Source organism: Oscillospiraceae bacterium, from assembly GCA_025758045.1.
Classification (GTDB): Bacteria; Bacillota; Clostridia; order Oscillospirales; family Ruminococcaceae; genus Gemmiger.
In genome coordinates this window covers 1,291,524-1,313,914 of the sequence record CP107208.1, presented here as the reverse complement: position 1 = coordinate 1,313,914, position 22,391 = coordinate 1,291,524, and the positions used below count along the sequence as shown (strand labels likewise).

Below are 22,391 nucleotides of genomic sequence, written 5' to 3'. Positions count from 1 at the left end.
GCAGCCCCCCCTCACCGCCTGCGGCGGAGCTCCCCTCCGGGGGAGCCTTTATGCTATTTTATTTTCCTTTTGCTTCCTGGATATACTGCCGTGGAGTCTGGTTATACTCGGCCTTAAAGGCGCGGTAAAAGTTGGCGTAATCGCCAAAGCCGCAGTATTGGCACACCTCATTCGGCGGTACGCCGCCCGCCAGCAGCTGCTTGGCGTTCATCAGGCGCTTTTGCAAAATATAGCGGTGTACCGTGGTGCCCACCTGGGCATCAAATTTGCGCAGCAGGTGGTATTTGCTGATGAAAAACTGCTCAGCCAATTGGTCCAGGGTCAGGCTCTCGCTGTAGTGCTCATTTATATAATGTAGGACAGCGTCCACCACCTGGTCACTGGTGCCGGCCGGGCGCAGGTCCCCGTGGGAGTCCGCCGCCCTGTTCAGGCCGATCATCAGTTCTACCAGCGCACCTTGGGCCAACAGGTCGCTGCCATAATCCTTGCGGGCGCGCAGGTCACACAGGCGGTCTACCGTGCTGCGCAGCGGCGCGCCGATGGCACCGGGCAGGCGCAGCAGGTTGGTGTGGCCCGGCACGCTGGTATCAAAGCAGCGGGTCAGGCTGGTGCGCGGGGTGGAAAGCCGGTCCAGATATGGTCGGGCGATCCACAGCACGATGCGCTCGTACGCGTCGGCATCGGTATCGATGCGGGCCTGATGCAGCTCCAGCGGGCTGCACAGCATCCAGTCGCCGGGGCGCATGCGGTAAATTTTATTTTCCACAATATATTCAATACGGCCGCGCAGCAGCAGATAAACCTCGTAAAAATCATGGTGGTGCAGCTCCACTTCGTTCATGTAGGTGGAACGATAGCGGTACACCTCATAATCCGGCTCGATCATGCTTTGGCGCTTGGTATAGGGGTTAAAACTGGCCGACATGGTACACCTCCGCCTTTTTCATCGTTGCTTTGCTTTTATTTCTATGTTACCGCAATTTTTGCAATTTATCAAGCAATTGTGGTAATTTTCTTGCGAAAAATTGCGTGCTATACTGAAACCACAAAAGGGGCGGTGACGGTACGCTGCCAAACCTTCCAAAGCATCTTCTACGCATCACGAAAAGGAGCAAACCATTATGCAGATGAATGCCTCTTCCATCGTTAACCAGAAGGCCGAGTGGGAAAAGCTGGGCGTTAAGCTGCCCGCCTTTGACCATGCCGCCATGACTGCCGCTACCAAGGAGCATCCTATTTGGGTCCACTTTGGCGCCGGCAACATTTTCCGCGGTTTCATCGCCGCCCTGCAGCAGCGCCTGCTAAACGAGGGCCTGGCCGATCGCGGCATCATCGCGGCCGACACCTTCGACTACGACATCATCGACAAGATCTACACCCCGTATGACAACCTGACAATGAACGTCACCCTGAACCCGGACGGCACCACCAGCCGCGAGGTCATCGGCTCCATCGCCGAGGGCCTGCGTGCTGACTCCTCTGACGCTGCCATGATGGCCCGCTTCAAGGAGATCTTCACCGATCCCGGCCTGCAGATGATCAGCTTCACCATCACCGAGAAGGGCTACGCCCTGTATCGTCCGGACGGCAGCCTGATGCCCGTTGTCCAGGCCGACATCGACGAGGGCCCCGCCCACGCACGCCATGCCATGAGCATGGTCACCGCCCTGTTGCTGGAGCGTTTCCAGAACGGTGCCGCTCCTCTGGCCGTCGTCAGCATGGACAACTGCTCTCACAACGGTGAGAAGCTGCAGACCAGCGTGATGACCATTGCCAAGGCTTGGCTGGAGAAGGGCTATGTTGGCCAGGACTTCATCGATTACCTGACCGATGAGAGCAAGATCGCATTCCCCTGGTCCATGATCGACAAGATCACTCCGCGCCCCCACAAGATTGTGGAAGAGCAGCTGGTCAAGGACGGCATCGAGGGTATGGAGCCCATCGTTACCAGCAAGAACACCTTCATTGCTGCTTTCGTCAACGCCGAGCGCCCGCAGTACCTGGTCATCGAGGACAAGTTCCCCAACGGCCGTCCTGCCCTGGAGAAGGCTGGCGTGTACCTGACCGACCGCGACACCGTCAACAAGACCGAGCGCATGAAGGTCACCACCTGCCTGAACCCGCTGCACACCGCCATGAGCGTGTACGGCTGTATGCTGGGCTACACCCTGATCTGCGACGAGATGAAGGACGCCGACATCGTTGCCCTGATCAAGCGCCTGGGCTATGTTGAGGGTCTGCCCGTTGTGGTCAACCCCGGCATCCTGGAGCCCAAAGCTTTCATCGACGAAGTCGTTGAGCAGCGCCTGCCCAACCCCTTCATGCCCGACGCCCCGCAGCGTATCGCTACCGATACTTCCCAGAAAGTCGGCATCCGCTTCGGCGAGACCATCAAGAGCTACATTGCCGAGGGCCGCGACCTGAACACCCTGGTCAGCATCCCTCTGGCCCTGGCTGGCTGGCTGCGTTACCTGCTGGCTGTGGACGACAACGGCAATGCCTTTGAAGTCTCTGCTGATCCCCTGAAGGACGACCTGCAGGCCAAGCTGGCCGGTATCGAGGTCGGCAAGCCCGAAACCTTCACCAACCAGCTGGACGACATCCTGTCCAACGCTTCCATCTTCGGCACCGATCTGACCAAGACTGTGCTGGCCGACAAGATCAAGGCTTACTTCAAGGCCGAGCTGGCAGGCCCCGGCGCTGTCCGCAAGACCCTGCATGACGCTGTGAATGCTTAATTTTCCGAAAAAGGCTTCCTCTGTGAGGGAGCCTACATAAGAGGCAATACCTACATAAGAGGCAATAATTAAAAAATAAAGGAGTCTACCTATGTCTATGAAAATGGGTTGGCGCTGGTATGGTGAGGGCAACGACCCCATCACGCTGGCTGACATCAAGCAGATCCCCGGTGTTGAGGAGATCGTCTGGGCCCTGCACAGCAAGATGCCCGGTGAGATCTGGGAAGAGGACGAGATCAAGGCCGTCGTCGATCAGATCCATTCTTACGGCTTCGACGCTACCATCGTTGAGTCTGTCAACGTTCACGATGACATCAAGATCGGTCTGCCCACCCGCGACCAGTACATCGAGAACTACAAGCAGTGCATCCGCAACCTGTCCAAGTTCGGTGTCAAGACCATCTGCTACAACTTCATGCCGGTCTTTGACTGGACCCGTACCGACCTGTTCCATCCCGTCGGCGACGGTTCCACCGCCCTGTTCTATCAGAAGGATCTGATCAAGGGCGACTACAAGGCCATGGCTGATTACATCATGAGCTTCACCGAGAAGTATCACATGACCTTCCCCGGCTGGGAGCCGGAGCGTATGGCTAAGCTGGACGAGCTGTTCAAGGCTTACGCCCCTGTCACCAAGGAGAAGCTGTGGGATAACCTGAAGTACTTCCTGGAAGCCATCATGCCTACCTGCCGCGAGTGCGACATCAAGATGGCCATCCATCAGGACGATCCCCCGTGGGACATCTTCGGCCTGCCCCGCCTGCTGGTGAACGCCGAGAGCATCGACCGTTTCCTGTCCATGGTGGATGATCCGTACAACTGCCTGACCCTGTGCAGCGGAAGCATGAACGCCAACCCCAACAACAACGTGGCTGAGATCGTGCGCAAGCATTGCGATCGTATCCCGTTCGCCCATATCCGCAACATCCATCACTTCGAGAATGGCGATTTCAGCGAGGCCGCACACCGCGATTGCTGCGGCGAGACCGGCATCATTGAGATCCTGCGTGCCTACCATGACTGCGGCTTTGATGGCTGCATCCGTCCTGACCACGGCCGTCAGCTGTGGGAGGAAGGTCCTGGTAACTGCCGCCCCGGTTACGGTAAGTATGACCGTGCCCTGGGTATCCAGTACATGCTGGGTGTCTGGGATCTGCTCGACCGCCTGGACGAGGAGAAGAAGGGCTAAGCTTTCGTTCCTTTTCTTGAAAGAAAAGGAACCAAAAGAACTTTCAATTAAAAAGCAAGGCATGGGCCGTTGGCCCATGCCTTGCTTTTTGTTTGGAGTTTCTTCGGTTCCTTCTTTGCAAAGAAGGAACAAAAGCCCAGCCCATGCTCACACCGCGCCATAGATGCCTTTGACGCTGACTTCGCCCGTGAAAACGTGGGTGTCGCCGGATTCATCGTGAACGATGAGGCGGCCCTCCTCGTCAATGTCCTTGGCAATACCTGCGCCGCCATCATAGGTAACGCGGCGGCCCAGGTTGACGCACTGGGCCTTGTACTGTTCACGGTAGGGGGCAAGCCCCTGCTCCTCATAGGTGTAGAGGGCGCGGTCAAAACCGAAATCTGTCATATACTGGGCCAGCCATTCGGGGTCGGTGTCCAGGTCCACGTTGACGCCCTGCAAAAGCAGGCTGGTGCCGTGGGGCAGGCCGGCCATATCGAAATATTCCTGCGGCTGGGCCAGGTTGATGCCGATGCCCACCACCAGGCTGTGCCCGTCGGGCGCGACTTCGCAAAGGATGCCCACGATCTTTTTTCCGTTCAGCAGCAGGTCGTTGGGCCATTTAATCTGGCAGTCAATACCATAACGCTGCTTTAATGCGTCGCAGACAGCCAAGGACGCGAACAACGGCAGCGTAGACGGCTGTGCCAGATCCGTTTTGATGACGGCGGTGTAGTACAGCCCTTTGCCGGGCGCGTCGACCCAGCCGCGGCCCAAACGGCCCCGGCCTGCGGTTTGGTCGGTGGTATACACGGCCCCCACCGGGCCGAACTGGGCGATGTTCTCCTTCGCCCAGGCATTGGTGCTGCCGACCTGCGGCAGATAAATTACGCTCTCGTTCAAAACTGCGGCACCCGCTTCCATGAAAATTCACATTGCCCGTCCGTCACCTTGATGACGCCGTAACTGCCGCCATCCCGCAGACTGCCCGGGTTAAACACCGTAGCCGCCGTGCCCACACCGCGCACCAGCTCCCGCCGATGGGTGTGGCCAAACAGCGCTACATCGGCACCGCGCTCTCCGGCAGATTCCGCCAGCCGCTCGCTGCCCATTTTTACGCCGTAATGATGGCCGTGGGTGTAGAAAAACAGCACACCCGCAAAAGGGGCCATACCCTCGGTGGGTTCCTGATACCCCACATCGCAGTTGCCTGCCACGCGGTAGATCGGGTACGGCACGGGGGTCTTGTTCAGCTCCAGCGCGCCGTTCAGGTCATACAGGCCGTCACCCAGGTAAAACATGGCATCGGCGGTCTCGTTCTGCAGCACCCAGCGCAGGTCACGCATGCGGCCGTGCACATCGGAAATAACTAAGATTTTTGTGGTCTCGGACATGAAGGTTCCTCACTTGATCAGCTCTTTGTAGATCTGCCCTTTGCTGAATGGCGTCCCCGCCGCCGCCTGTTTGGCTGCAGCCGAGGGCGGCATACCGCCTGCCTGCAAAGTGCGGGCTGCAGCCACCGCTTCTTCCAGTGTGGGGGCGGTTTCCTCGGCCAGCCGGGTCGGGTCAGCACCCGCCAGCACCAGCACATACTCGCCGCGGGGATCGTTTTCCCGGTAAAAGGCGACGGCCTCGCCGAGGGTGGTCTTCTTGATCTCTTCGTGCAGCTTGGTCAGCTCGCGGCACAGGCTTACCGAACGGTCCGTGCCAAAGGTCACCGCCAAATCATCCAGTGTGCCCCGCAGTTTGTGGGGGGCTTCGTAGAAGATCATCGTGCGGGTCTCCTTCTGCAAAAAGTCCAGCCGTTCCCGGCGCTCCCGCTTCGGGACAGGCAGAAAACCCTCGAACACGAACCGTGCCGTGGGCTGACCGCTGGCGGCGAGGGCTGTCACGCAGGCCGAAGCCGCCGGCACCGGCACTACCTTGATGCCCCGGGCGTGGGCCTCTTTGACGATCTGCTCACCGGGGTCGCTGATGCAGGGCATTCCGGCATCGCTGCACAGGGCGCAGTTTTCGCCCGCTTCGATGCGCTGCAAGATGGCCTCGCCATGGTGGAGCGCATGCTCATAATAACTGACCATCGGCTTTTTTAAGCCAAGATGGTTCAGCAGCCGCAGGGTCACGCGGGTATCCTCGGCCGCGATGAAATCGGCTGCACCAAAGGTGGCCGCCACACGCGGCGGCATATCATCTAGGTTGCCGATGGGTGTTGCCACCAAATATAATGTTCCGGGCAAAATGCTGCCCCCTTTTCTATACTATAATAGGTTATTATACCACGTTACGGGCATTCGGTAAACCCCGCGTCCATGCAAAAAGCCTCCCCAAAATGGGGAGGCTTTGCATTATCCTCTGGTGCTAAAGCTATACTCGTGCTCTTCCGGCGGCAGGGTCTCGGTGGTCATGCCCTCGATACGCGCCCAGCGATTGCTGCGCTCGATCATCGGCACCAGTTCATCCAGCGCGGCACGTTCGCCCTGGGCTTCCAGGGTGACGCTGCCGTCCCAGTTGTTGGCGACCCATCCGGTCAGGCCCAGCTTTTGGGCGGCGCACTGAGCAAAGTAGCGGAACCCCACACCCTGCACATTTCCCGTGAAATGCCAGCGGCGGCGGATCACACTCATGCGTCGATGCCCGTTACGGTGTAGTCCTTGGCTTCGACGGCGGCCTTCAGGTCGGCATCAGCCACGTCAGCGGTCAGGGCGACGATGGCGGTGCCCTTCTCGTGGCTGACCTCGGCGCTCTGCACACCGTCCAGGGCCTCCAGAGCCTTCTTCACGGTGGCCTCGCAATGGCCGCACATCATGCCTTCGATATGGATGGTCTTTTTCATAGTAACTTCCTCCGTTTTTATTTTGTTCTGCACAGGGCAGGATCTGGTTTCGCACGCGGTCTCTGCGGGCAGCTCCCGTGCGGGGGCTTTGTGTTTGGGCGGTGCGTCATGGGCGGCGCTGCGGGGATTAAAGGTGTTCAGCCGCAGGGCATTGGTCACAACGCAAACGCTGGAAAGGCTCATGGCAGCCGAGGCGATCATCGGGTTCAGCGTGATGCCAATGCCGGTGAAGACGCCCGCGGCCAGCGGGATACAGACAGCGTTGTAGAAGAACGCCCAGAACAGGTTCTGGTGGATGTTGCGCACCACCGCGCGGGACAGACGCACCGCAGCGGGCACATCGGCCAGGTCGCTGCGCACTAGCACCACGTCGGCGGCGTCCAGTGCCACGTCGGCCCCAGCGCCGATGGCAATGCCGGTCTCGGCACGGGTCAGGGCGGGTGCATCGTTGATGCCGTCGCCCACCATGGCCACACGGCCCGCAGCCTGCAGGCGGCGGACTTCGGCCTCCTTACCGGCGGGCAGGACGCCTGCGATGACATGGTCCTCGTCCAGGCCGACCATAGCACCAATGTGCTTGGCGGTGGCGGCGTTATCGCCGGTCAGCAGCACGACCTGCAGGCCCAGGGCCTTCATCTGGCTGATGGCCTCGGCCGAGGTCTGCTTGACCACATCAGACACGCCGATGACGCCTGCCGGTTTACCGGCCAGCGAGAAGTACAGCGGGGTCACGCCGTCGCGGCTCATCTCTTCGCCCGCCCGCTCCAGGTCGGAGGTCAGCTCGCAGGTCTCGCGGATAAAATCGGCGTTGCCGCCCGCGATGACCTTACCGGCCACCTTGCCCTGCAGACCCTTGCCGGGCACAGCCTCAAAATCGGCAACGGTGGCGTAGGAGAGCTTGTCCTTTTCGGCCTCTTTCAAAATGGCACGGGCCAACGGGTGCTCACTGCGCAGTTCCAGGCCAGCGGCCATGCTGAGCAGGAACTTGGCAGGCACGTTGCGGGTACCCACGATCTTGACCACGCTGGGTTCGCCGGTGGTGATGGTGCCGGTCTTATCCAACAGCACAGCATCGGTGTAGCCGGTGGTTTCCAGGCTGGCGGCGGTCTTGAACAGGATGCCATTTTTGGCGCCCACACCGCTGCCAACCATGATGGCAACAGGCGTTGCCAGGCCCAGCGCGCAGGGGCAGCTGATGACCAGCACACTGATACCGCGGGCCAGCGCGTAAGTGAAGGTCTGGCCCAGCAGCAGCCAGATAACGAACGTCAGCAAGGCGATGCAGGTAACAGCGGGTACGAAGATGCCGGAGACTTTATCCGCCGTTTTGGCCAACGGGGCCTTGGTAGCGGCGGCGTCCCGCACCAGGCGGATGACCTGGGACAGGGTGGTGTCCTGGCCAACACGCTCGGCCCGGCAGGTCAGGGCGCCGTTCTGGTTGATGGTGGCGGCGCTGACAGGCGAACCGGGAAATTTATCCACCGGCATGCTCTCGCCGGTCAGGGCGGCCTCGTTCACGCTGGAGATACCCTCGGTAACAGTGCCGTCCACGGGGATGGATTCGCCCGGGCGTACCAGAAACAGATCCCCGATCTGCACCTCGCTGACCGGCAGCGTTATCTGCTCGCCATCGCGCAGCACACAGGCTGTCTGAGGAGCCAGCTTCATCAGGCTCTTCAGCGCATCGGTGGTCTTGCCCTTGCTGTAAGCTTCCAGCGTTTTTCCGACGGTGATCAGCGTCAGAATCGTGGCAGCAGACTCAAAATAGAGGTCATGCCGATACTGCATGATCAACTCCATATCGTCGTTTTTCAGGCCAATGCCGATCATCACAATAGCATACAGGCCGTACAGAAGCGCGGCACCCGCGCCCATCGAGACCAAGGCGTCCATGCCCGGTGCGCGGGACTTGATGCCCTTCCAACCGCTGATGAAGAATGCGCGGTTGATCCAGCAGACGGGCAGCGTCAGCGCCAGCTGCACCAGCGCAAACACCATGGCACCACTGCCATGGCCCTCCATAAACGAGGGCAGCGGCAGGCCGATCATATGCCCCATTGAGACATACATCAGCGGCACCAAAAAACACAGGCTGGCGATCAGGCGCTTTTTCAGTTTTGGGGTCTCTGTGTCCTCCAGCTCAGCGTTCTCGCTTTCGGCTGTGGCCAGGCTGGCGCCGTAACCGGCAGCCTCCACGGCGTTGCAGATGCGCCTGGCCGTCGTGTCCGGGTCAGCATCGGGGGTGTAGTCTACCTGCATCGAGTTGGTCAGCAGGCTTACGGCCACACCAGCCACACCCGGCACAGCCGAGACCGCTTTTTCCACATGGCTGGCACAAGCCGCACAGCTCATGCCGGTGATCTCATAGCGTTGCATGGTTCCTCTATTGCTCCTTTGCTAAAAATGCTAAAACAGTAACCTAATTAAAACATACTTTCCGGCAAAACAATGTCATTTTTCGGAACTTTGGCCCAGTCGAAATCCGCCGCCAGCTCTTGCGGCGTCACGGGGCGGGGCGTGGCCTGCAAACCGCAGGCAAAGGCCAGCTTGCCGATAATTTCCTCGGCGCTGTACCTGGCCCGCAGGTTTTCCAGGCTTTGGTCGCCGTCCCTTTTGGAAAGGCGGCGGCCATCCGGGGCCAGCAGCAGCGGCAGGTGGTAAAACGTTGGCGGCGTCAGCCCCAGCTCCCGATACAGCCACAGCTGGCGCGGCGTGCTGGACAGCAGGTCACTGCCCCGTACCACCTCGGTAACGCCCATCAGGGCATCATCCACCACCACGGCCAGCTGGTAGGCAAACACACCGTCTGCCCGGCGCAGGTAAAAGTCGCCGCAATCGCGGGCAAGATTTTCCTCATACATACCCATATGGCCGTCCGTAAAGGAGATGGTCTCATCCGGCACCTGCACGCGCCAGGCGGGGGCACGGATCTTGCAGCGCTCGGCCACCTCGGCGGGGGTCAGCCCCCGGCAGGTCCCGGCGTAGACGACCTGACCGTCGCTGCGGTGGGGTGCGCTGGCCGCATGCAGCTGGCTACGGCTGCAAAAACAGGGATACACCAGCCCGCGGCAGTCCAGAATATCGTAGTAATGCTGGTAAATTTCTGCCCTCTCACTCTGGTAGACCGGCAGTTGCGGACCGTCGGCGGCAAGGCCCAGCCAGGCCAGATCGTCGATGATGGCATCGGCAAACACACGGGGGCAGCGCTGGGTGTCCAGGTCCTCGATGCGCAATAGCACCTGCCCGCCCTTGCTTTTGGCGGAAAGCCAGGCCAGCAGGCAGCACATCAAGTTGCCCAGGTGCATCCGCCCGCTGGGGCTGGGTGCGTAACGGCCGGCGATCATTCCAGCGTGTAGGTGCCATCGCCCAGGGCACGCAGATGCACACGGTAAAACTCCGCCACCGCGTTGATCATGTGGTCAGCATCGGCCACGGCCGCAGTCTCCACCGCGCTGTGCATGGCCAGCTGGGCCAGGCCAATGTCCGCCATCGGGATGGGAAGCGTGTGGCTTTGCAGGTTGCCCAGGGTGCTGCCGCCCGGCTCATCGGCGCGGTTGGTGAACACCTGCACCGGCACACCAGCCTTGCGGCAGATTTCCTTGAAAATCGCACCGCTGACGGCGTTGGTGGTGTACTTCTGGCTGGCGTTGTACTTCAGCACAACGCCCTCGCCCATATGCACCGGGGCGCATGGGTCGGCTTTCTGCGGGAAGTTCGGGTGGGCCGCGTGGGCGTTGTCGGCGCTGAGCATGTAGCTGTTTGCCATGGCCTGCTGCTTTGCCTGGGCGCTGTGGGGGATCGAATCGATGATGCGGTCCAGCACATCCCGCAGGTAGCTGCTCTCGGCGCCCATCCGGCTGGAGGAACCCACTTCCTCGTTGTCAAACATGGCCCACACCGGGGCGCAGGCGCTGTCGCAATCGGGGGCAGCATCCAGGAAGGCCAGCAGCGTGGTGGCGGCACATTCCAAATCATCGATGCGCGGGGCGAGGAGATACTCACCGTCCGGGCCAATGCAGGTAGGCTGCTGACGGGTGACCAGCTGCAGGTCGCGGTCGAGGATGTCCTCGGGCTGGACGTTCAGCTCCTCGCACAGCACATCGGTCAGGGTGCGGCATCCAGCGGGGCCCCACAACGGCTGCATGTCGATCTGGGGGTTGAACTCCTTTCCCTTATTGACGTTGCGCTGCATGTGGATGGCCAGCGACGGGATGACCAGCAGGTCCTCATCGATGTTGACAAGGCGGCTCTCGATGCCGTCCTCGGTCTTGACCATGACGCGGCCAGCCACCGTCAGCGGGCGGTCCAGCCAGGTAGACATGATCATGCCGCCGTAGCCTTCGACGCTCAGGCGGGAGCAGCCGTCGTTTTCGACCTTCTCGTTTTTAATTTTCCAGCACGGGGAATCGCTGTGGCTGGCGGCAATGCGCCAACCACCGATGGCATGCTCCGGCACGCGCCAGGCGATGACCGAGGAACCGTTGCGGGTAATGTAGTACCCTTTGCCGGCTTCCAGGTTCCAGTAATCGGCTTCTTCCAGGCGGGTATAACCGGCTGCATCCAGCCAGGCCGCGGCTATGGCAGCCGCGTGGTAGGGGGTCACTGCCCCCTGCAAAAATTCAAATAAATCATCGAGCATAGGTACTTTTCTTCCTTACTGTTGTTATTTTTCCGGGCTTTTGTTTCCCGGGTGCGTCATACGGTAATATTGTACCGCAAACTTACAGTGGGAACAAGTTGCAAAACAGGAAAATTTGTTCTATACTCAGTATAGTCATACTGTCCGTTTTGACAAGTACGCACTTTTTGGAAAGTACCCCCAGGAGGTTATCTATGCACCCGAACGCGAACTGTAACTGCCGCTATGCCGATGTTGGCTGCGATAAAATGGAAGAAGTCATGGATCAGATCAGCGGAAAATGGAAGATGCGCATCCTGTTTATGGTGGGCGCCCACGGCACCCTGCGCTATGGCGAGCTGCGCCGCCTGCTGGACGGCGTGACCCACAAGATGCTCTCAAACCAGTTAAAGGAGCTGGCCGCCGATGGGCTGGTGGAGCGCATCGATTATGGCGAGGTCCCGCCCCGGGTAGACTACCGCCTAACCCCGAACGGCGAGGCATTGATGCCGATTTTTGACGATATACAGGCGTATATCCGCAAAAATGCCTGCAGCAATTGCTGCGGCGATAAGCCCGCCGCCCCCTACGGCGCAAGGCATGGCTGTTGTGAATAATATATTTGTAAAGTAACCTGTTAGGAGGACATTTTATGCGTAAATCTATTGCCCTTTTGCTGGGCCTGTCACTGGCCACGCTGACAGCCTGCGGGCAGGCGCCGGGAAATTCAGGCACTGCATCGTCGGATGCCGCAAGTGCCGTTATTTCGGAAGCTGCGTCCGATGCTGCCCCGGCCACGGCGGAAACACCTGCGGCCTCCTCCCGCGATACCACCACCGAGCAGTGCAATGTGCTGGATGGCTTTGTGGATTTTTCCGCCGACACGGCAGGCGGCAGCCTGAAATGCGCCCGCGCGGCGGCAGTGCTGGTGGAATACCTGAGCTGCGCCGACATCGACGCCTCCACCGCCGCCGATTGGATGACCGACCTGACCCAGGACCAGCGCGACCTGTTGGACATCAACTGGGCAGGCATTTTGGCAAATGCCCAAAACATCGCCGCCGATCCAGCCAGCCAGACCGACCTTTTATCCTGCGCCGGTGTCACCACGGATTTTACCGGCATGGTTTTGACCGGGGTACCGGATAAGCTGGTGATTTTGAATACCGTTTTTACCGGAAAAGCCGGGTAAATAACACAACAGAAAAGCGGTGCCGTTCCCACGCGGCACCGCTTTTCTACTGACCTTTATACCTTATTATAATAGTGTAACGCTTATTCTACGTCCTGCAGGGCGGCGTAATCCTGCTCACCCGTGCGGACCTTGACCACCTTGGCCACGTTGTACACAAAGATCTTGCCATCGCCAATGTGGCCGGTGTACAGTGCCTTGGTGGCGGTGTCGATGATCTTCTCCACCGGGATCTTGCTCACGACAACTTCCACCTTGACCTTGGGCAGCAGGGTGGCATCCACTTCGGCGCCGCGGTACTTCTCGCCGCTGCCCTTCTGGATGCCGCAGCCCATGACCTGGGTCACGGTCATGCCGGTGACGCCGATTTTGTTCAGCGCTCGCTTCAGGCTCTCAAACTTGGCCAGCTGCACGATGATGGACACTTTGTGCATGCCGGAATCCAGCTCGGCCGGCAGCGGAGCTTCCTGGGTGACCTTGACGGCGGCCGCCACCTTCTCGGGGCTGGCCTTGGCGATGTCATCTTCACCCAGGTCGGTGTTCTCGTTCACATCCAGCTCAGCGTAGGTGGCATCGTTGATGGCAAAACCGGCGTAGGCGCTGGCCAGGCCATGCTCATGGATGTCCAGGCCGTCCAGTTCCTCTTTCTCAGAAACGCGCAGGCCGATCGTCTTTTTGATGATGGTAAAGATGATGGTCATCGCGACCAGAACCCAGGCCGCCACACTGACAACACCCAGCAACTGGATGCCCAGCTTGGCAAAACCGCCGCCGTAGAACAGGCCGCCATCGGTGGCAAACAGACCGACCGCCAGCGTGCCCCACAGGCCGTTCATGCAGTGGACCGACACCGCACCGACAGGGTCATCGATTTTGGCAATGTTATCAAAGAATTCCACCGAGAAGATGCAGAGCACGCCAGCCACGATGCCGATCACGGCCGCGCCGAAGGGGTCAACCACATCACAGCCGGCGGTGATGGCCACCAGACCGGCCAGCGCACCGTTGAAGGTTAGGGAGACATCGGGCTTGCCGTAGCGCACCCAGCTGACGATCAGCGCGGCCACCGTAGCCAGAGCCGCCGCCAGGTTGGTGTTGAAGCAGATGAGGCCCGCGGAAACCATCGTGTCATCGCCGGTCATGCTGACGGTAGAGCCGCCGTTAAAGCCGAACCAGCAGAACCACAGGATGAAAACGCCCAGGGCCATGGCGGTCAGGTTGTGGCCGGGGATAGCCCGTGCCTTGCCGTCCTTACCATATTTGCCGATGCGGGGACCGAGCATCCAGGCACCCAGGCAGGCGGTAACACCGCCCACAAAGTGGACCGCCGTGGAACCGGCGAAATCATGGAAGCCCAGCTGAGCCAGCCAGCCGCCGCCCCAGATCCAGTGGCCGGAAATGGGATAGACGATCAGGCTGATGGCGGCGGAGTAGCAGCAGTAGGCGCTGAACTTGGTGCGCTCAGCCATTGAGCCGGAAACGATGGTAGCTGCTGTGGCGCAGAACACGGTCTGGAACACCGCATAGACCCAGACCGGCAGGGTACCGAAATCGTAGCTGCCCTGGATGAACGGGTCAAACCCGCCGATCAGTGCGCCGGAGCCGGCAAACATGATGCCGAAACCCACCAGCCAGTAGCAGGGCGTGCCGATACAGAAGTCCATCATATTCTTCATCAGAATATTGCCGGTGTTCTTGGCACGAGTAAGGCCCGCCTCGCACAAAGCAAAGCCTGCCTGCATAAAGAACACCAGAAACGCCGCAACCAGTGTCCAGGTAACGTCCGCAGAGTTGTACATAACAGATTCCCCTCTCTCACTTTGCACAGCGTCGCCTCGCACAATGCGGCACTGCATTTTGCAACCAACAACAAAAGGCGCCGGGCGGGAGCTTGCTATCCCGTCCGGCGCCTTTGCCGTTTGTTGTGTTGCCGCTATGATAGCACTGTCTGCGCCCACGGTCAAGGGGAATTGCCACAGTTTGCTGCATTTTGTCAGTTTTGGCTTGCAGCTGCAAAAATTTCCGTTGATTTTTATGCATGTTTTACAGGCATGTGTTTTTTGTACGTGGTCAGCGCTTGCCAACAAATTGAACTTTGCGGTCGAACTTGGGCAAATTTACGGGTATGTTAAATTTTTTGCAAAAAAATCTACCAAAATAATTCACATTGTGCTATAATACAGATAAATGCCCTTTTGTTAAAAAGAGTTTTATGCTTCATCCAAAAAGGAGGAAATCCCATGCCCAACCTCGCTCTGCTTGCCTTGGAAGCCAGCGACGGCACCGTGGTGCTGACCAGTATTACCCTGGTTTTTGCCATGCTGGTCGCCCTGTGCCTCATCATTACCCTGGAGGGCAAGCTCTTCGACCTGAAAAACAAAAAACCTGCTGATCCTAAGCCGCAGGCCCCTGCCGCACCGGCTGCCAAAGCTGCCCCGGCACCTGCTGCCAAGCCCGCTGCCCCCGCTGCTAAGGCTGACAATGGCGGCATCCCCGGCGAGGTCATTGCTGCGATTTCTGCCGCTGTTGCTACTGTGATGGGTTCCGGCGCTGTGATCCACGGCATCCGCCGCGTTTCCAAGCCCGCCGCAGGCTCCCGCCGTGGTTCCTGGGGCGACGCCGGTGTGCGTGAGCATACCACGCCCTTTATGTAAGGAGGTCTGGAAATGGGTGCTATTTTAACCAACATCTCGGAGATTTTTGCCAAGTCCGGCTGGGCACAGATCTTCTTCACCGAGGGCGGCTGGAAGTACGCCGTCATGCTCGCCGTGGCCTGCGTGCTGCTGTATCTGGCCATCGTCAAGCAGTTCGAGCCTCTGCTGCTGCTGCCCATCGGCTTTGGTATGCTGATGACCAACCTGCCCCTGGACGGCATCTTCCACATGGACATCTTCATCAATGAGACAAACCACATTGACTGGGCGCTGCTGGGTTCTTCCGGCGGCATGGTCGACTACATTTACTTAGGCGTCAAGCTAGGTATTTATCCCCCGCTGATCTTCCTGGGCATCGGTACCATGACCGACTTCGAGCCGCTGATCGCACGTCCCTCCAGCCTGCTGCTGGGCGCTGCTGCTCAGCTGGGCATCTTCTTCACCTTCGTTGGCGCTAAGATCCTGGGCTTCACCAACCAGGAAGCCGGTGCTATCGGCATCATCGGTGGTGCTGACGGCCCCACCGCTATCTATGTTACCACCAAGCTGGCCCCGCACCTGCTGGGTTCCATCGCGGTTGCGGCATACTGCTACATGGCGCTGGTGCCTGTTATCCAGCCGCCTATCATGAAGGCCCTGACCACGGAAAAAGAACGTCAGATCGTCATGACCGCACCCCGCCGCGTTTCCAAGACCGAGAAGATCCTTTTCCCCATCATCGTTACCATCATCGTTGCCCTGACCCTGCCGGATGCTGCTATCCTGGTTGGCTGCTTGATGATGGGCAACCTGATGAAGGAGTCCGGCGTTGTTGAGCGTATCACCAAGACCGCCGGCAACGAACTGATGAACATCATCACCATCTTCCTGGGCTTCTCTGTTGGCTGCACCACCAACGCTTCTACCTTCCTGAACATCCAGACTGTCGAGATCATCGTCCTGGGCATCGTTGCTTTCGGTGTCGGCACCGCTGGCGGCGTCATCCTGGGCAAGATCATGTGCGTCATCACCCACGGCAAGATCAACCCGCTGATCGGTTCCGCCGGTGTTTCCGCCGTTCCTATGGCTGCCCGTGTTTCCCAGAAAGTCGGCCAGGAGTACAACCCCCGCAACTACCTGCTCATGCACGCCATGGGTCCCAACGTTGCCGGTGTTATCGGCTCCGCCGTTGCTGCTGGTATTCTGATCAACATGTTTGGCTAATCGCAGCTTAAACCACAAGCAAACAAAACCTCCGGCCCGAAAGCCGGAGGTTTTGTTTGCTTTATGCAATTTACAAAATGTTCATACCAGTATCATAGTTTTTTAGCAGATGTCCTGTATTGTATAAGCACAGGGTTACGGAGCCGCAACCGTAATTCTGGAACATGATTCCTCCTCACACCAATCGATACCCCTTATGCCCCCGTTCGGAGCCGCAACCGAACGGGGGCGCTTTTTGTGCTTATTGGTATTTATTGCAGATGGGACGTCAAAAAATCTACCGTAACCTGGCGCAGGTCAGCGTCCAGCTGGGTGTTGGTGGCGGGGTCCTCGCTGGTATAATTGTGGTCACCGTTCACGAAGGGGTCCAGCACCACCTGGCCGTCCGGCAGGCTTTCGACGGCCGCCTTGGTTTCGGTTTGGGTAGTGTCGCTCAAGATGCGCTCGTTGCCGCTGTAGGTCAGCAGCACCGGCAGGCCGCTTTCCTGCAGGGTCACGTTGGGGTCGCTGTCCCGCATACCGTCGATGTAGGCGGCACTCAGCTCCACGCCCCAAGCCGCTACACTGCCCTCGGCATCGGCGCGGGCGGCCAGTTCTTCCACGGCGGCAAAGTTATCAATGTTTAAAAACTCCAAGCCCTGCAGGCCCGTGCCGTTGGCAGGGCTCCAGAGGGCCAGTGCCGTGACGGGGTACTGCCCCAGCTGCGGGTAGAGGCTGGCCAACCGCCCACCCATGCTGTGGCCCACCAACGCCGTTTTGCCGGTGCCGTAGGTGGCCTGCATGTAGCCGATCACGCTGTCCACATCCGCCGCCATATTGGCCAGCGTGTAGTTGGCGTAAGGTTCAGTGCTGTCGCCGCAGCCGGCGAAATCAAGCCGCACAGTGGCAATGCCATGGGCGGCCAGGTCCTCAGCCAGGGGCGCGAAGTGGCCGTCTCCCTGCCGGTTGCCGGTAAAGCCATGGCACAGCACCACCAGCGGCAGTTCCTCGCCCCGGGCAGATTTGGCAGGCAGCTGGATGGCAGCCGGGATATTGCCCCGCGTACCGGGGATCTCGATGTTCTTGGGTTTGGTGTTGGGTTGTAATAGTGTAACAGCTGCCACTATGCACAGTGCAATGGCCGCCAAACAGGCGAGCAGAATCCAAGGTGCACGGGTTTGCTTGGCATGTTTCATATGGGTTCCCCTTTTCTGCTTTTTTCAGGTTTATTGTACTATCATTAAAACGTATTCAGGGTGGTTTGTCAATTGTTTCCTGTTCAAGTCCTCTCATGGCCAACATAAGCGCGAAGCCCCTGCCGGAAAGCCCCCTTGAGCTGGATATAAAAAATGCGAAAAAAGCAACAAGAGCGTCTGCCTTCGTAGTAGACACTCTTGCTGCTTTACTTTTTATTCCTTTGTGGTATGCAATACAACACACTCATACGGACGCAGAGTTTCTGAAGGGTTATCTGCGTAGTTTCCTATCAGTTTTTCTGCAGTCGCCCAAGCGTCAGGCAGTTCAGCGCGGATTTCTTGCTCTGTCAGGTTGCAAAGTACAAGAAGTTCTTCCTTGTCCGCCGAGCCATAGCGCCGATAAGCCAGCAGGTCCGTGTTATCTGGGTAAAGAAATTCAATTTTTCCCTCACTTATGACCCGGTGTTCCTTCCGCAAGCGTACCATCGCTTTGTAGAAGCTATAAATCGAATCCGCATCACTCGTCTGCGCCGCAGCATTGATGCTCTTATAGTTATCCGCCACACCAATCCACGGCGTACCTGACGTAAAGCCTGCGTTAGGGCTGCTGTCCCACTGCATGGGAGTACGGCCGTCATCCCGGCTGCGCTGTGCCAGAATATTCAGCGTTTCAGCCTCGGATTTACCTTGCTCACGCAGAATCTTATAGTAGTTAAGACTCTCCACATCACGGTACTGGTCAATTTCGGTAAAATGAGGATTCGTCATGCCCAGTTCCTCGCCCTGATAAATATAGGGTGTGCCGCGCATACAATGAATCGCCGTGGCCAGCATTTCGGCGCTTTCTCTCCAATAGGTCGTGTCGCTGCCGAACCGGCTGACGGCACGCGGCTGGTCGTGATTGCACCAAAACAAAGCGTTCCAGCCGCCGTGTTCCTGCATTCCCTCCTGCCATGTCTGGAACAAACGCTTCAGCGCCCCATGGTCGGGGGGCATCAGCTCCCATTTTTGCCCGTTTTTATAGTCCACTTTCAGGTGATGGAAGTTGAAGCACATCGTCAGTTCATGGTTTTTCTCTGATGTGTACCCGATGCAGTTTTCCAGCGTAGTGGAGGACATCTCCCCGACAGTCATCATACCGTCAATACCGCCTGCGGCCACCAGTTCTTTCAGATACTTGCCGACATTGCAGCCATCCGTATAGAAGCGACGGCCATCACCCTCCAAGTCGTCTTCGTACAGTTCCGGTTTGGAGATAAGATTGACTACATCAAAGCGGAAGCCCTTGATTCCCTTCGCTTTCCAAAAGCGCAGGATGTCGGCCATTTCGGCACGCACAGCAGGATTCTCCCAGTTCAAATCAGCCTGCATGACATCAAACAAATGCAGATACCATTTGCCCAACTGCGGCACATACTCCCACGCGGAGCCTCCGAATTTGGACACCCAGTTTGTGGGGCAGCGGTCGGGAGCGCCGTCCTTGAAAATGTAGTAGTCCTGGTATTTTTTATCGCCTGCCAATGCTTTTTGAAACCAGTCATGCTCGGTGGAGGTGTGGTTGAACACCATATCCAGCATCAGGCCAATACCGCGTTTGTCGGCTTCCCGAATCAATTCGTCCAAATCATCCATCGTGCCGTAGCGGGAATCCACCGCACGGTAGTTGGCCACATCGTAGCCGTTGTCCCGCTGGGGTGAAGGGAAAAACGGTGTCAGCCATATATAATCCACACCCAAATCCGCCAAATAGTCCAGCTTTTGGGTGACGCCTTTCAAATCGCCAAAGCCATCCCCGTTGGAATCATGAAAGGATTTCGGGTAAATTTGGTAGACAACCTTGTCCTTGAAATTGTACATTGCAAACCCCACTTACATTCAGAACCGAATTAGGCAACGCCTTTTTTCTTGCCGATGGTAACCGTCAGCACAAAGGGGACGACAATAGCAATCAACATGCACAGCGCAAAGCTGAGCATATAGGTCGGCTGGATAGACAGAATGCCGGGGATACCGCCGACGCCGATTGCGTTAGCCGTGGTGGAGGTTGCCACACAGACCACTGCGGCTGTTGCGGAACCAATCATGCCGCAGATAAAGGGGAAATTATATTTCAGGTTGACGCCGAACATGGCAGGCTCTGTGACACCCAGATAGCAAGAGATGCAGGCGGGAACATTGACTTCCTGTGCGGCGGCATTTTTGCGCTGGAGATAAATCATACCGAGAACGGCAGAACCCTGTGCAATGTTGGACAGTGCAATCATCGGCCACAGCATGGTGCCGCCAAAGTCGGCAATCAGCTGCATGTCAATTGCGTTAGACATATGATGCAGACCGGTAATAACAAGCGGCGCATAAACAAAACCGAAAATAGCACCGAACACAACGCGGAAAGAGCCGGAGATACCTGCATAAACCACATCGGAGATGACAGAACCGATTTTCCAGCCGATGGGGCCGAGAACCGTGTGGGCGATGATAACGGACAGCACCAAAGAGCAGAACGGGACCACAATCATTGAAATGACCGGCGGGCAGATTTTGCGGAAAAAGCGCTCCAGATACACGAGCGTAAACGCGGCCAGCATAGCCGGAATGACCTGCGCCTGATAGCCAATCATATTGATCGTGAAAAAGCCAAAGTCCCATTTGGGGATGTCGGCTGCCGCCGTGGAGGCCACCCCGTAGGCGTTAAGAAGCTGGCCGGAAACCAGCGTCAGGCCCAGAACGATGCCAAGGCTCTGCGTGGTGCCCATCTTTTTGGTAACGGACCAGCAGATGCAGACCGGCAGCATATGGAAGATGGCCTCGCCAATCAGCCAAAGGAAGCTGTCAACACCGGACCAGAACTGACTGATATCACAAAGCGTCTGTGTGCCGTTGCCAAACAAATAAATACTGTCAATACAGTTGCGGAAGCCCAGAATCAGGCCGCCGGTGATGATGGCGGGAATCAGCGGGGCAAAGATTTCAGCCAGCACGCTCATAATTCTTTGCAGTGCGTTCTGATTCTGCTTGGCCGCGCTCTTGACGGCGTCTTTGGAAACACCATCAATGCCGGATACCGCGATAAAATCATTGTAAAAATCGTTGACCGTGTTGCCGATAATCACCTGAAATTGCCCGGCCTGTGTGAATGTACCTTTGGCAGATTTCAGAGACTCGATTTTGGCAACATCTGCCTTGGCAGGGTCATTCAGAACAAAGCGCATACGCGATACGCAGTGAGATACCGCCGCAATGTTCTCTTTTCCGCCGACATACTCAAGCAGCAGCCGTGCATCCTGTTCGTGCTTACCCATTTTATTTTTTCCTCCTTCAGAATTCCGCTAAAGCGGATATTCAAACTTGTGTGAACAAGTTTGCCTTACAGCCTCAGTATAGTAAACTTGTTCATACAAGTCAAGCGCTTTTCCGGAAATTCTATGTGTAGGAATGAAATTCGGTGCAGCGCACAAATTCTCCTCTTGAATTTTGGCTGAAAATACGATATACTAAATCAAATGTTTGAACAAGTTGAAGGGGGACTTCCGCTATGCCAAAAGCAAAATACGAAGGAATTTATCACAGCTTAAAAAAGCGTATTGAAGCGCAGGACTATCCCTATCAGTCCCTGCTGCCCAGTGAGAATACATTGCTCGAGGAATACGCCTGCTCCCGCAACACTGTTCGCCGTGCAATAGCTGAACTGACCAACGATGGCTATGTGCAGGCCATGCAGGGGCGCGGAGTACGGGTGATTTATCAACCGGTGGGAAAAACCACATTTACCATCGGAGGTATAGAAACTTTTCAGGAAACCGCGCGGCGAAACCGATTACACGCAGTGACAAAGGTTTTGGAATTTAAAACCGTCATTGCCGATGAGCGCCTCGCCTCGCTGAGCGGGTTTTCCGTGGGCGATGAATTGTGGTACATTCGCCGTGTGCGGTATCTGGATGGAAAAGCACTCATTTTGGATATCAACTATTTTTTGACAGAGTTTGTTCACGGTCTGACCCCCGAGATTGCGGCCAACTCCATTTACGATTATATAGAAAACACACTGGGTATGCAGATTATCACCAGTAAGCGCCGTATCACAGTGGAACACGCAACCTCGCAGGATGAAAAAATCCTCGCCATGGACAGCTATGACTGCGTTGCCGTTGTAACAGACCAGACATTCAATGCCTCCGGGATGCTGTTTGAATTTACGCAGTCCCGTCACCAGCCTGATTATTTCTGCTTTCAGGACGTTGCCACCCGAAAAAAATGAGCATCGCCCTTTCAGGCTGGATTCACCCACACATGTTTCGCCATACCTTTGTCAGCCTGCTCATGTCGAATCCTGACATCGGTGTTGCAACGGTTGCCGCTGAAGCAGGTCACGCCCAGCCGAGCACGACTTTAATGATCTACACCCAGCAATACAAAAAACGCCGGGAGTCGATACGCAATCAGTTGAGCCGTGAATTGTACGAAAAATAAAGAATCGCAGCCGTGTTATCTTAAAAAAATAACATAGCTGCGCTATTTTTTATGGGCCGTGAGGGATTCGAACCCCCACTGAACCGGTTATGAGCCGGTGGCTTTAACCGTTAAGCTAACGGCCCTTATTATGATGAAGAAGTGCTGTTGATGGCTAAATCGCCAACTTATCGCCAAAACGAAAATTTTGGCGATGAAGTTCAGTAAAAACTGCGGCACTTCATCATATTTGAAAGTGGATGCGGTTGGGTCAGCCGGTTATGAGCCGAGAGTTCTAACCGCTGAACTAATGGCCCGCACAGTTGTATTTTATATTATAGCAGAATTTTCTCCCCTTGCC

The 22,391-nt window shown here is 57.3% G+C and carries 20 protein-coding genes, 1 tRNA gene and 1 pseudogene; 9 read left to right on the top strand and 13 right to left on the bottom strand.

The features are described from left to right. Positions 1-58: 58 nt before the first annotated feature. The gene (locus OGM81_06265) at positions 59-925 is read right to left on the bottom strand and encodes an AraC family transcriptional regulator (GenBank protein ID UYJ44725.1); all 867 of its coding nucleotides are present in this window, start codon (positions 923-925) and stop codon (positions 59-61) included. A 196-nt stretch (positions 926-1,121) separates the two neighbouring features. On the opposite strand from OGM81_06265, the gene OGM81_06260 reads away from it, so the two are divergent. Together OGM81_06260 and uxuA are read left to right on the top strand one after the other, a co-directional pair. Next, entirely contained in the window at positions 1,122-2,738 is a 1,617-nt protein-coding gene (locus tag OGM81_06260; GenBank protein ID UYJ44724.1) for a mannitol dehydrogenase family protein, read from the top strand. Between the two features lie 91 nt (positions 2,739-2,829). Beyond that, a complete protein-coding gene (gene uxuA / locus OGM81_06255; protein ID UYJ44723.1) occupies positions 2,830-3,927 on the top strand; it encodes a mannonate dehydratase in 1,098 nt (365 codons plus the stop codon). A 147-nt stretch (positions 3,928-4,074) separates the two neighbouring features. On the opposite strand, the gene OGM81_06250 is transcribed toward uxuA, so the two are convergent. The 7 genes from OGM81_06250 to OGM81_06220 all read right to left on the bottom strand — a co-directional run bounded on the left by OGM81_06250 (position 4,075) and on the right by OGM81_06220 (position 11,378). Continuing rightward, a complete protein-coding gene (locus tag OGM81_06250) occupies positions 4,075-4,809 on the bottom strand; it encodes a biotin--[acetyl-CoA-carboxylase] ligase (GenBank protein UYJ44722.1) in 735 nt (244 codons plus the stop codon). After that, positions 4,806-5,300, bottom strand: coding sequence for a metallophosphoesterase family protein (locus OGM81_06245; GenBank protein UYJ44721.1), 495 nt, complete (start codon positions 5,298-5,300; stop codon positions 4,806-4,808). Before OGM81_06245 ends, OGM81_06250 begins: the two co-directional genes overlap by 4 nt. Before the next feature lie 9 nt (positions 5,301-5,309). Continuing rightward, on the bottom strand, positions 5,310-6,143 hold the full coding sequence (gene rsmI, locus OGM81_06240; GenBank protein ID UYJ44720.1) for a 16S rRNA (cytidine(1402)-2'-O)-methyltransferase: 834 nt from the start codon (positions 6,141-6,143) through the stop codon (positions 5,310-5,312). A gap of 108 nt (positions 6,144-6,251) precedes the next feature. Continuing rightward, a complete protein-coding gene (locus OGM81_06235) occupies positions 6,252-6,530 on the bottom strand; it encodes an acylphosphatase (protein ID UYJ44719.1) in 279 nt (92 codons plus the stop codon). Next, positions 6,527-9,115 carry a heavy metal translocating P-type ATPase gene (locus tag OGM81_06230; GenBank protein UYJ44718.1) on the bottom strand — a complete coding sequence of 863 codons (2,589 nt, stop codon included), beginning with the start codon at positions 9,113-9,115 and terminating at the stop codon, positions 6,527-6,529. The genes OGM81_06235 and OGM81_06230 overlap by 4 nt, the downstream gene beginning before the upstream one ends. A 47-nt stretch (positions 9,116-9,162) precedes the next feature. Beyond that, a complete protein-coding gene (gene gluQRS, locus OGM81_06225) occupies positions 9,163-10,083 on the bottom strand; it encodes a tRNA glutamyl-Q(34) synthetase GluQRS (protein UYJ44717.1) in 921 nt (306 codons plus the stop codon). Continuing rightward, on the bottom strand, positions 10,080-11,378 hold the full coding sequence (locus OGM81_06220) for a M18 family aminopeptidase (protein UYJ44716.1): 1,299 nt from the start codon (positions 11,376-11,378) through the stop codon (positions 10,080-10,082). Before OGM81_06220 ends, gluQRS begins: the two co-directional genes overlap by 4 nt. 194 nt (positions 11,379-11,572) lie before the next feature. On the opposite strand from OGM81_06220, the gene OGM81_06215 reads away from it, so the two are divergent. Both OGM81_06215 and OGM81_06210 read left to right on the top strand, forming a co-directional pair. Then, entirely contained in the window at positions 11,573-11,974 is a 402-nt protein-coding gene (locus OGM81_06215; protein UYJ44715.1) for a winged helix-turn-helix transcriptional regulator, read from the top strand. A gap of 35 nt (positions 11,975-12,009) precedes the next feature. Continuing rightward, the gene (locus tag OGM81_06210; GenBank protein ID UYJ44714.1) at positions 12,010-12,549 is read left to right on the top strand and encodes a hypothetical protein; all 540 of its coding nucleotides are present in this window, start codon (positions 12,010-12,012) and stop codon (positions 12,547-12,549) included. Positions 12,550-12,632: 83 nt separating this feature from the next. Here the strand turns inward: OGM81_06210 and OGM81_06205 are convergent, their stop codons facing one another. Beyond that, positions 12,633-14,348 carry an ammonium transporter gene (locus tag OGM81_06205; GenBank protein ID UYJ44713.1) on the bottom strand — a complete coding sequence of 572 codons (1,716 nt, stop codon included), beginning with the start codon at positions 14,346-14,348 and terminating at the stop codon, positions 12,633-12,635. A 58-nt stretch (positions 14,349-14,406) separates the two neighbouring features. On the opposite strand from OGM81_06205, the gene OGM81_06200 reads away from it, so the two are divergent. The 3 genes from OGM81_06200 to OGM81_06190 all read left to right on the top strand — a co-directional run bounded on the left by OGM81_06200 (position 14,407) and on the right by OGM81_06190 (position 16,406). Next, on the top strand, positions 14,407-14,727 hold the full coding sequence (locus OGM81_06200) for a hypothetical protein (protein UYJ44712.1): 321 nt from the start codon (positions 14,407-14,409) through the stop codon (positions 14,725-14,727). Positions 14,728-14,789: 62 nt separating this feature from the next. Then, the gene (locus OGM81_06195) at positions 14,790-15,203 is read left to right on the top strand and encodes an OadG family transporter subunit (protein UYJ44711.1); all 414 of its coding nucleotides are present in this window, start codon (positions 14,790-14,792) and stop codon (positions 15,201-15,203) included. Positions 15,204-15,215: 12 nt separating this feature from the next. Next, a complete protein-coding gene (locus tag OGM81_06190; GenBank protein UYJ44710.1) occupies positions 15,216-16,406 on the top strand; it encodes a sodium ion-translocating decarboxylase subunit beta in 1,191 nt (396 codons plus the stop codon). A gap of 251 nt (positions 16,407-16,657) precedes the next feature. Here OGM81_06190 and OGM81_06185 read toward each other — a convergent pair whose 3' ends face one another. From OGM81_06185 to treP, 3 genes and pseudogenes are all read right to left on the bottom strand, one after another. Continuing rightward, positions 16,658-17,581 (bottom strand): alpha/beta fold hydrolase, encoded by a 924-nt coding sequence (locus tag OGM81_06185; protein ID UYJ44709.1) that lies wholly within the window; start codon positions 17,579-17,581, stop codon positions 16,658-16,660. Between the two features lie 213 nt (positions 17,582-17,794). Beyond that, on the bottom strand, positions 17,795-19,438 hold the full coding sequence (gene treC, locus OGM81_06180; GenBank protein ID UYJ44708.1) for an alpha,alpha-phosphotrehalase: 1,644 nt from the start codon (positions 19,436-19,438) through the stop codon (positions 17,795-17,797). Positions 19,439-19,479: 41 nt separating this feature from the next. Next, positions 19,480-20,883, bottom strand: a pseudogene (treP, locus tag OGM81_06175) (PTS system trehalose-specific EIIBC component). A gap of 233 nt (positions 20,884-21,116) precedes the next feature. Here treP and treR point away from each other — a divergent pair. Further along, positions 21,117-21,839, top strand: a complete 723-nt coding sequence (gene treR, locus OGM81_06170; GenBank protein ID UYJ44707.1) for a trehalose operon repressor — start codon at positions 21,117-21,119, stop codon at positions 21,837-21,839. Beyond that, positions 21,836-22,051 carry a tyrosine-type recombinase/integrase gene (locus tag OGM81_06165; protein ID UYJ44706.1) on the top strand — a complete coding sequence of 72 codons (216 nt, stop codon included), beginning with the start codon at positions 21,836-21,838 and terminating at the stop codon, positions 22,049-22,051. Before treR ends, OGM81_06165 begins: the two co-directional genes overlap by 4 nt. A 52-nt stretch (positions 22,052-22,103) precedes the next feature. Here OGM81_06165 and OGM81_06160 read toward each other — a convergent pair. Next, positions 22,104-22,176: transfer RNA gene (locus OGM81_06160), tRNA-Ile, on the bottom strand. Between the last annotated feature and the right edge of the window lie 215 nt (positions 22,177-22,391).

What these genes read in the sequence shown, in the direction of transcription:
- treR (UYJ44707.1), top strand. Translation starts at nt 21,117, where the DNA reads ATGCCAAAAGCAAAATACGAAGGAATTTATCACAGCTTAAAAAAGCGT.
- OGM81_06260 (UYJ44724.1), top strand. Translation starts at nt 1,122, where the DNA reads ATGCAGATGAATGCCTCTTCCATCGTTAACCAGAAGGCCGAGTGGGAA.
- OGM81_06220 (UYJ44716.1), bottom strand. Translation starts at nt 11,378, where the DNA reads ATGCTCGATGATTTATTTGAATTTTTGCAGGGGGCAGTGACCCCCTAC.
- treC (UYJ44708.1), bottom strand. Translation starts at nt 19,438, where the DNA reads ATGTACAATTTCAAGGACAAGGTTGTCTACCAAATTTACCCGAAATCC.
- OGM81_06210 (UYJ44714.1), top strand. Translation starts at nt 12,010, where the DNA reads ATGCGTAAATCTATTGCCCTTTTGCTGGGCCTGTCACTGGCCACGCTG.
- OGM81_06265 (UYJ44725.1), bottom strand. Translation starts at nt 925, where the DNA reads ATGTCGGCCAGTTTTAACCCCTATACCAAGCGCCAAAGCATGATCGAG.
- OGM81_06245 (UYJ44721.1), bottom strand. Translation starts at nt 5,300, where the DNA reads ATGTCCGAGACCACAAAAATCTTAGTTATTTCCGATGTGCACGGCCGC.
- OGM81_06215 (UYJ44715.1), top strand. Translation starts at nt 11,573, where the DNA reads ATGCACCCGAACGCGAACTGTAACTGCCGCTATGCCGATGTTGGCTGC.
- uxuA (UYJ44723.1), top strand. Translation starts at nt 2,830, where the DNA reads ATGTCTATGAAAATGGGTTGGCGCTGGTATGGTGAGGGCAACGACCCC.
- OGM81_06235 (UYJ44719.1), bottom strand. Translation starts at nt 6,530, where the DNA reads ATGAGTGTGATCCGCCGCCGCTGGCATTTCACGGGAAATGTGCAGGGT.
- OGM81_06190 (UYJ44710.1), top strand. Translation starts at nt 15,216, where the DNA reads ATGGGTGCTATTTTAACCAACATCTCGGAGATTTTTGCCAAGTCCGGC.
- OGM81_06185 (UYJ44709.1), bottom strand. Translation starts at nt 17,581, where the DNA reads ATGAAACATGCCAAGCAAACCCGTGCACCTTGGATTCTGCTCGCCTGT.
- OGM81_06165 (UYJ44706.1), top strand. Translation starts at nt 21,836, where the DNA reads ATGAGCATCGCCCTTTCAGGCTGGATTCACCCACACATGTTTCGCCAT.
- OGM81_06205 (UYJ44713.1), bottom strand. Translation starts at nt 14,348, where the DNA reads ATGTACAACTCTGCGGACGTTACCTGGACACTGGTTGCGGCGTTTCTG.
- OGM81_06230 (UYJ44718.1), bottom strand. Translation starts at nt 9,115, where the DNA reads ATGCAACGCTATGAGATCACCGGCATGAGCTGTGCGGCTTGTGCCAGC.
- gluQRS (UYJ44717.1), bottom strand. Translation starts at nt 10,083, where the DNA reads ATGATCGCCGGCCGTTACGCACCCAGCCCCAGCGGGCGGATGCACCTG.
- OGM81_06195 (UYJ44711.1), top strand. Translation starts at nt 14,790, where the DNA reads ATGCCCAACCTCGCTCTGCTTGCCTTGGAAGCCAGCGACGGCACCGTG.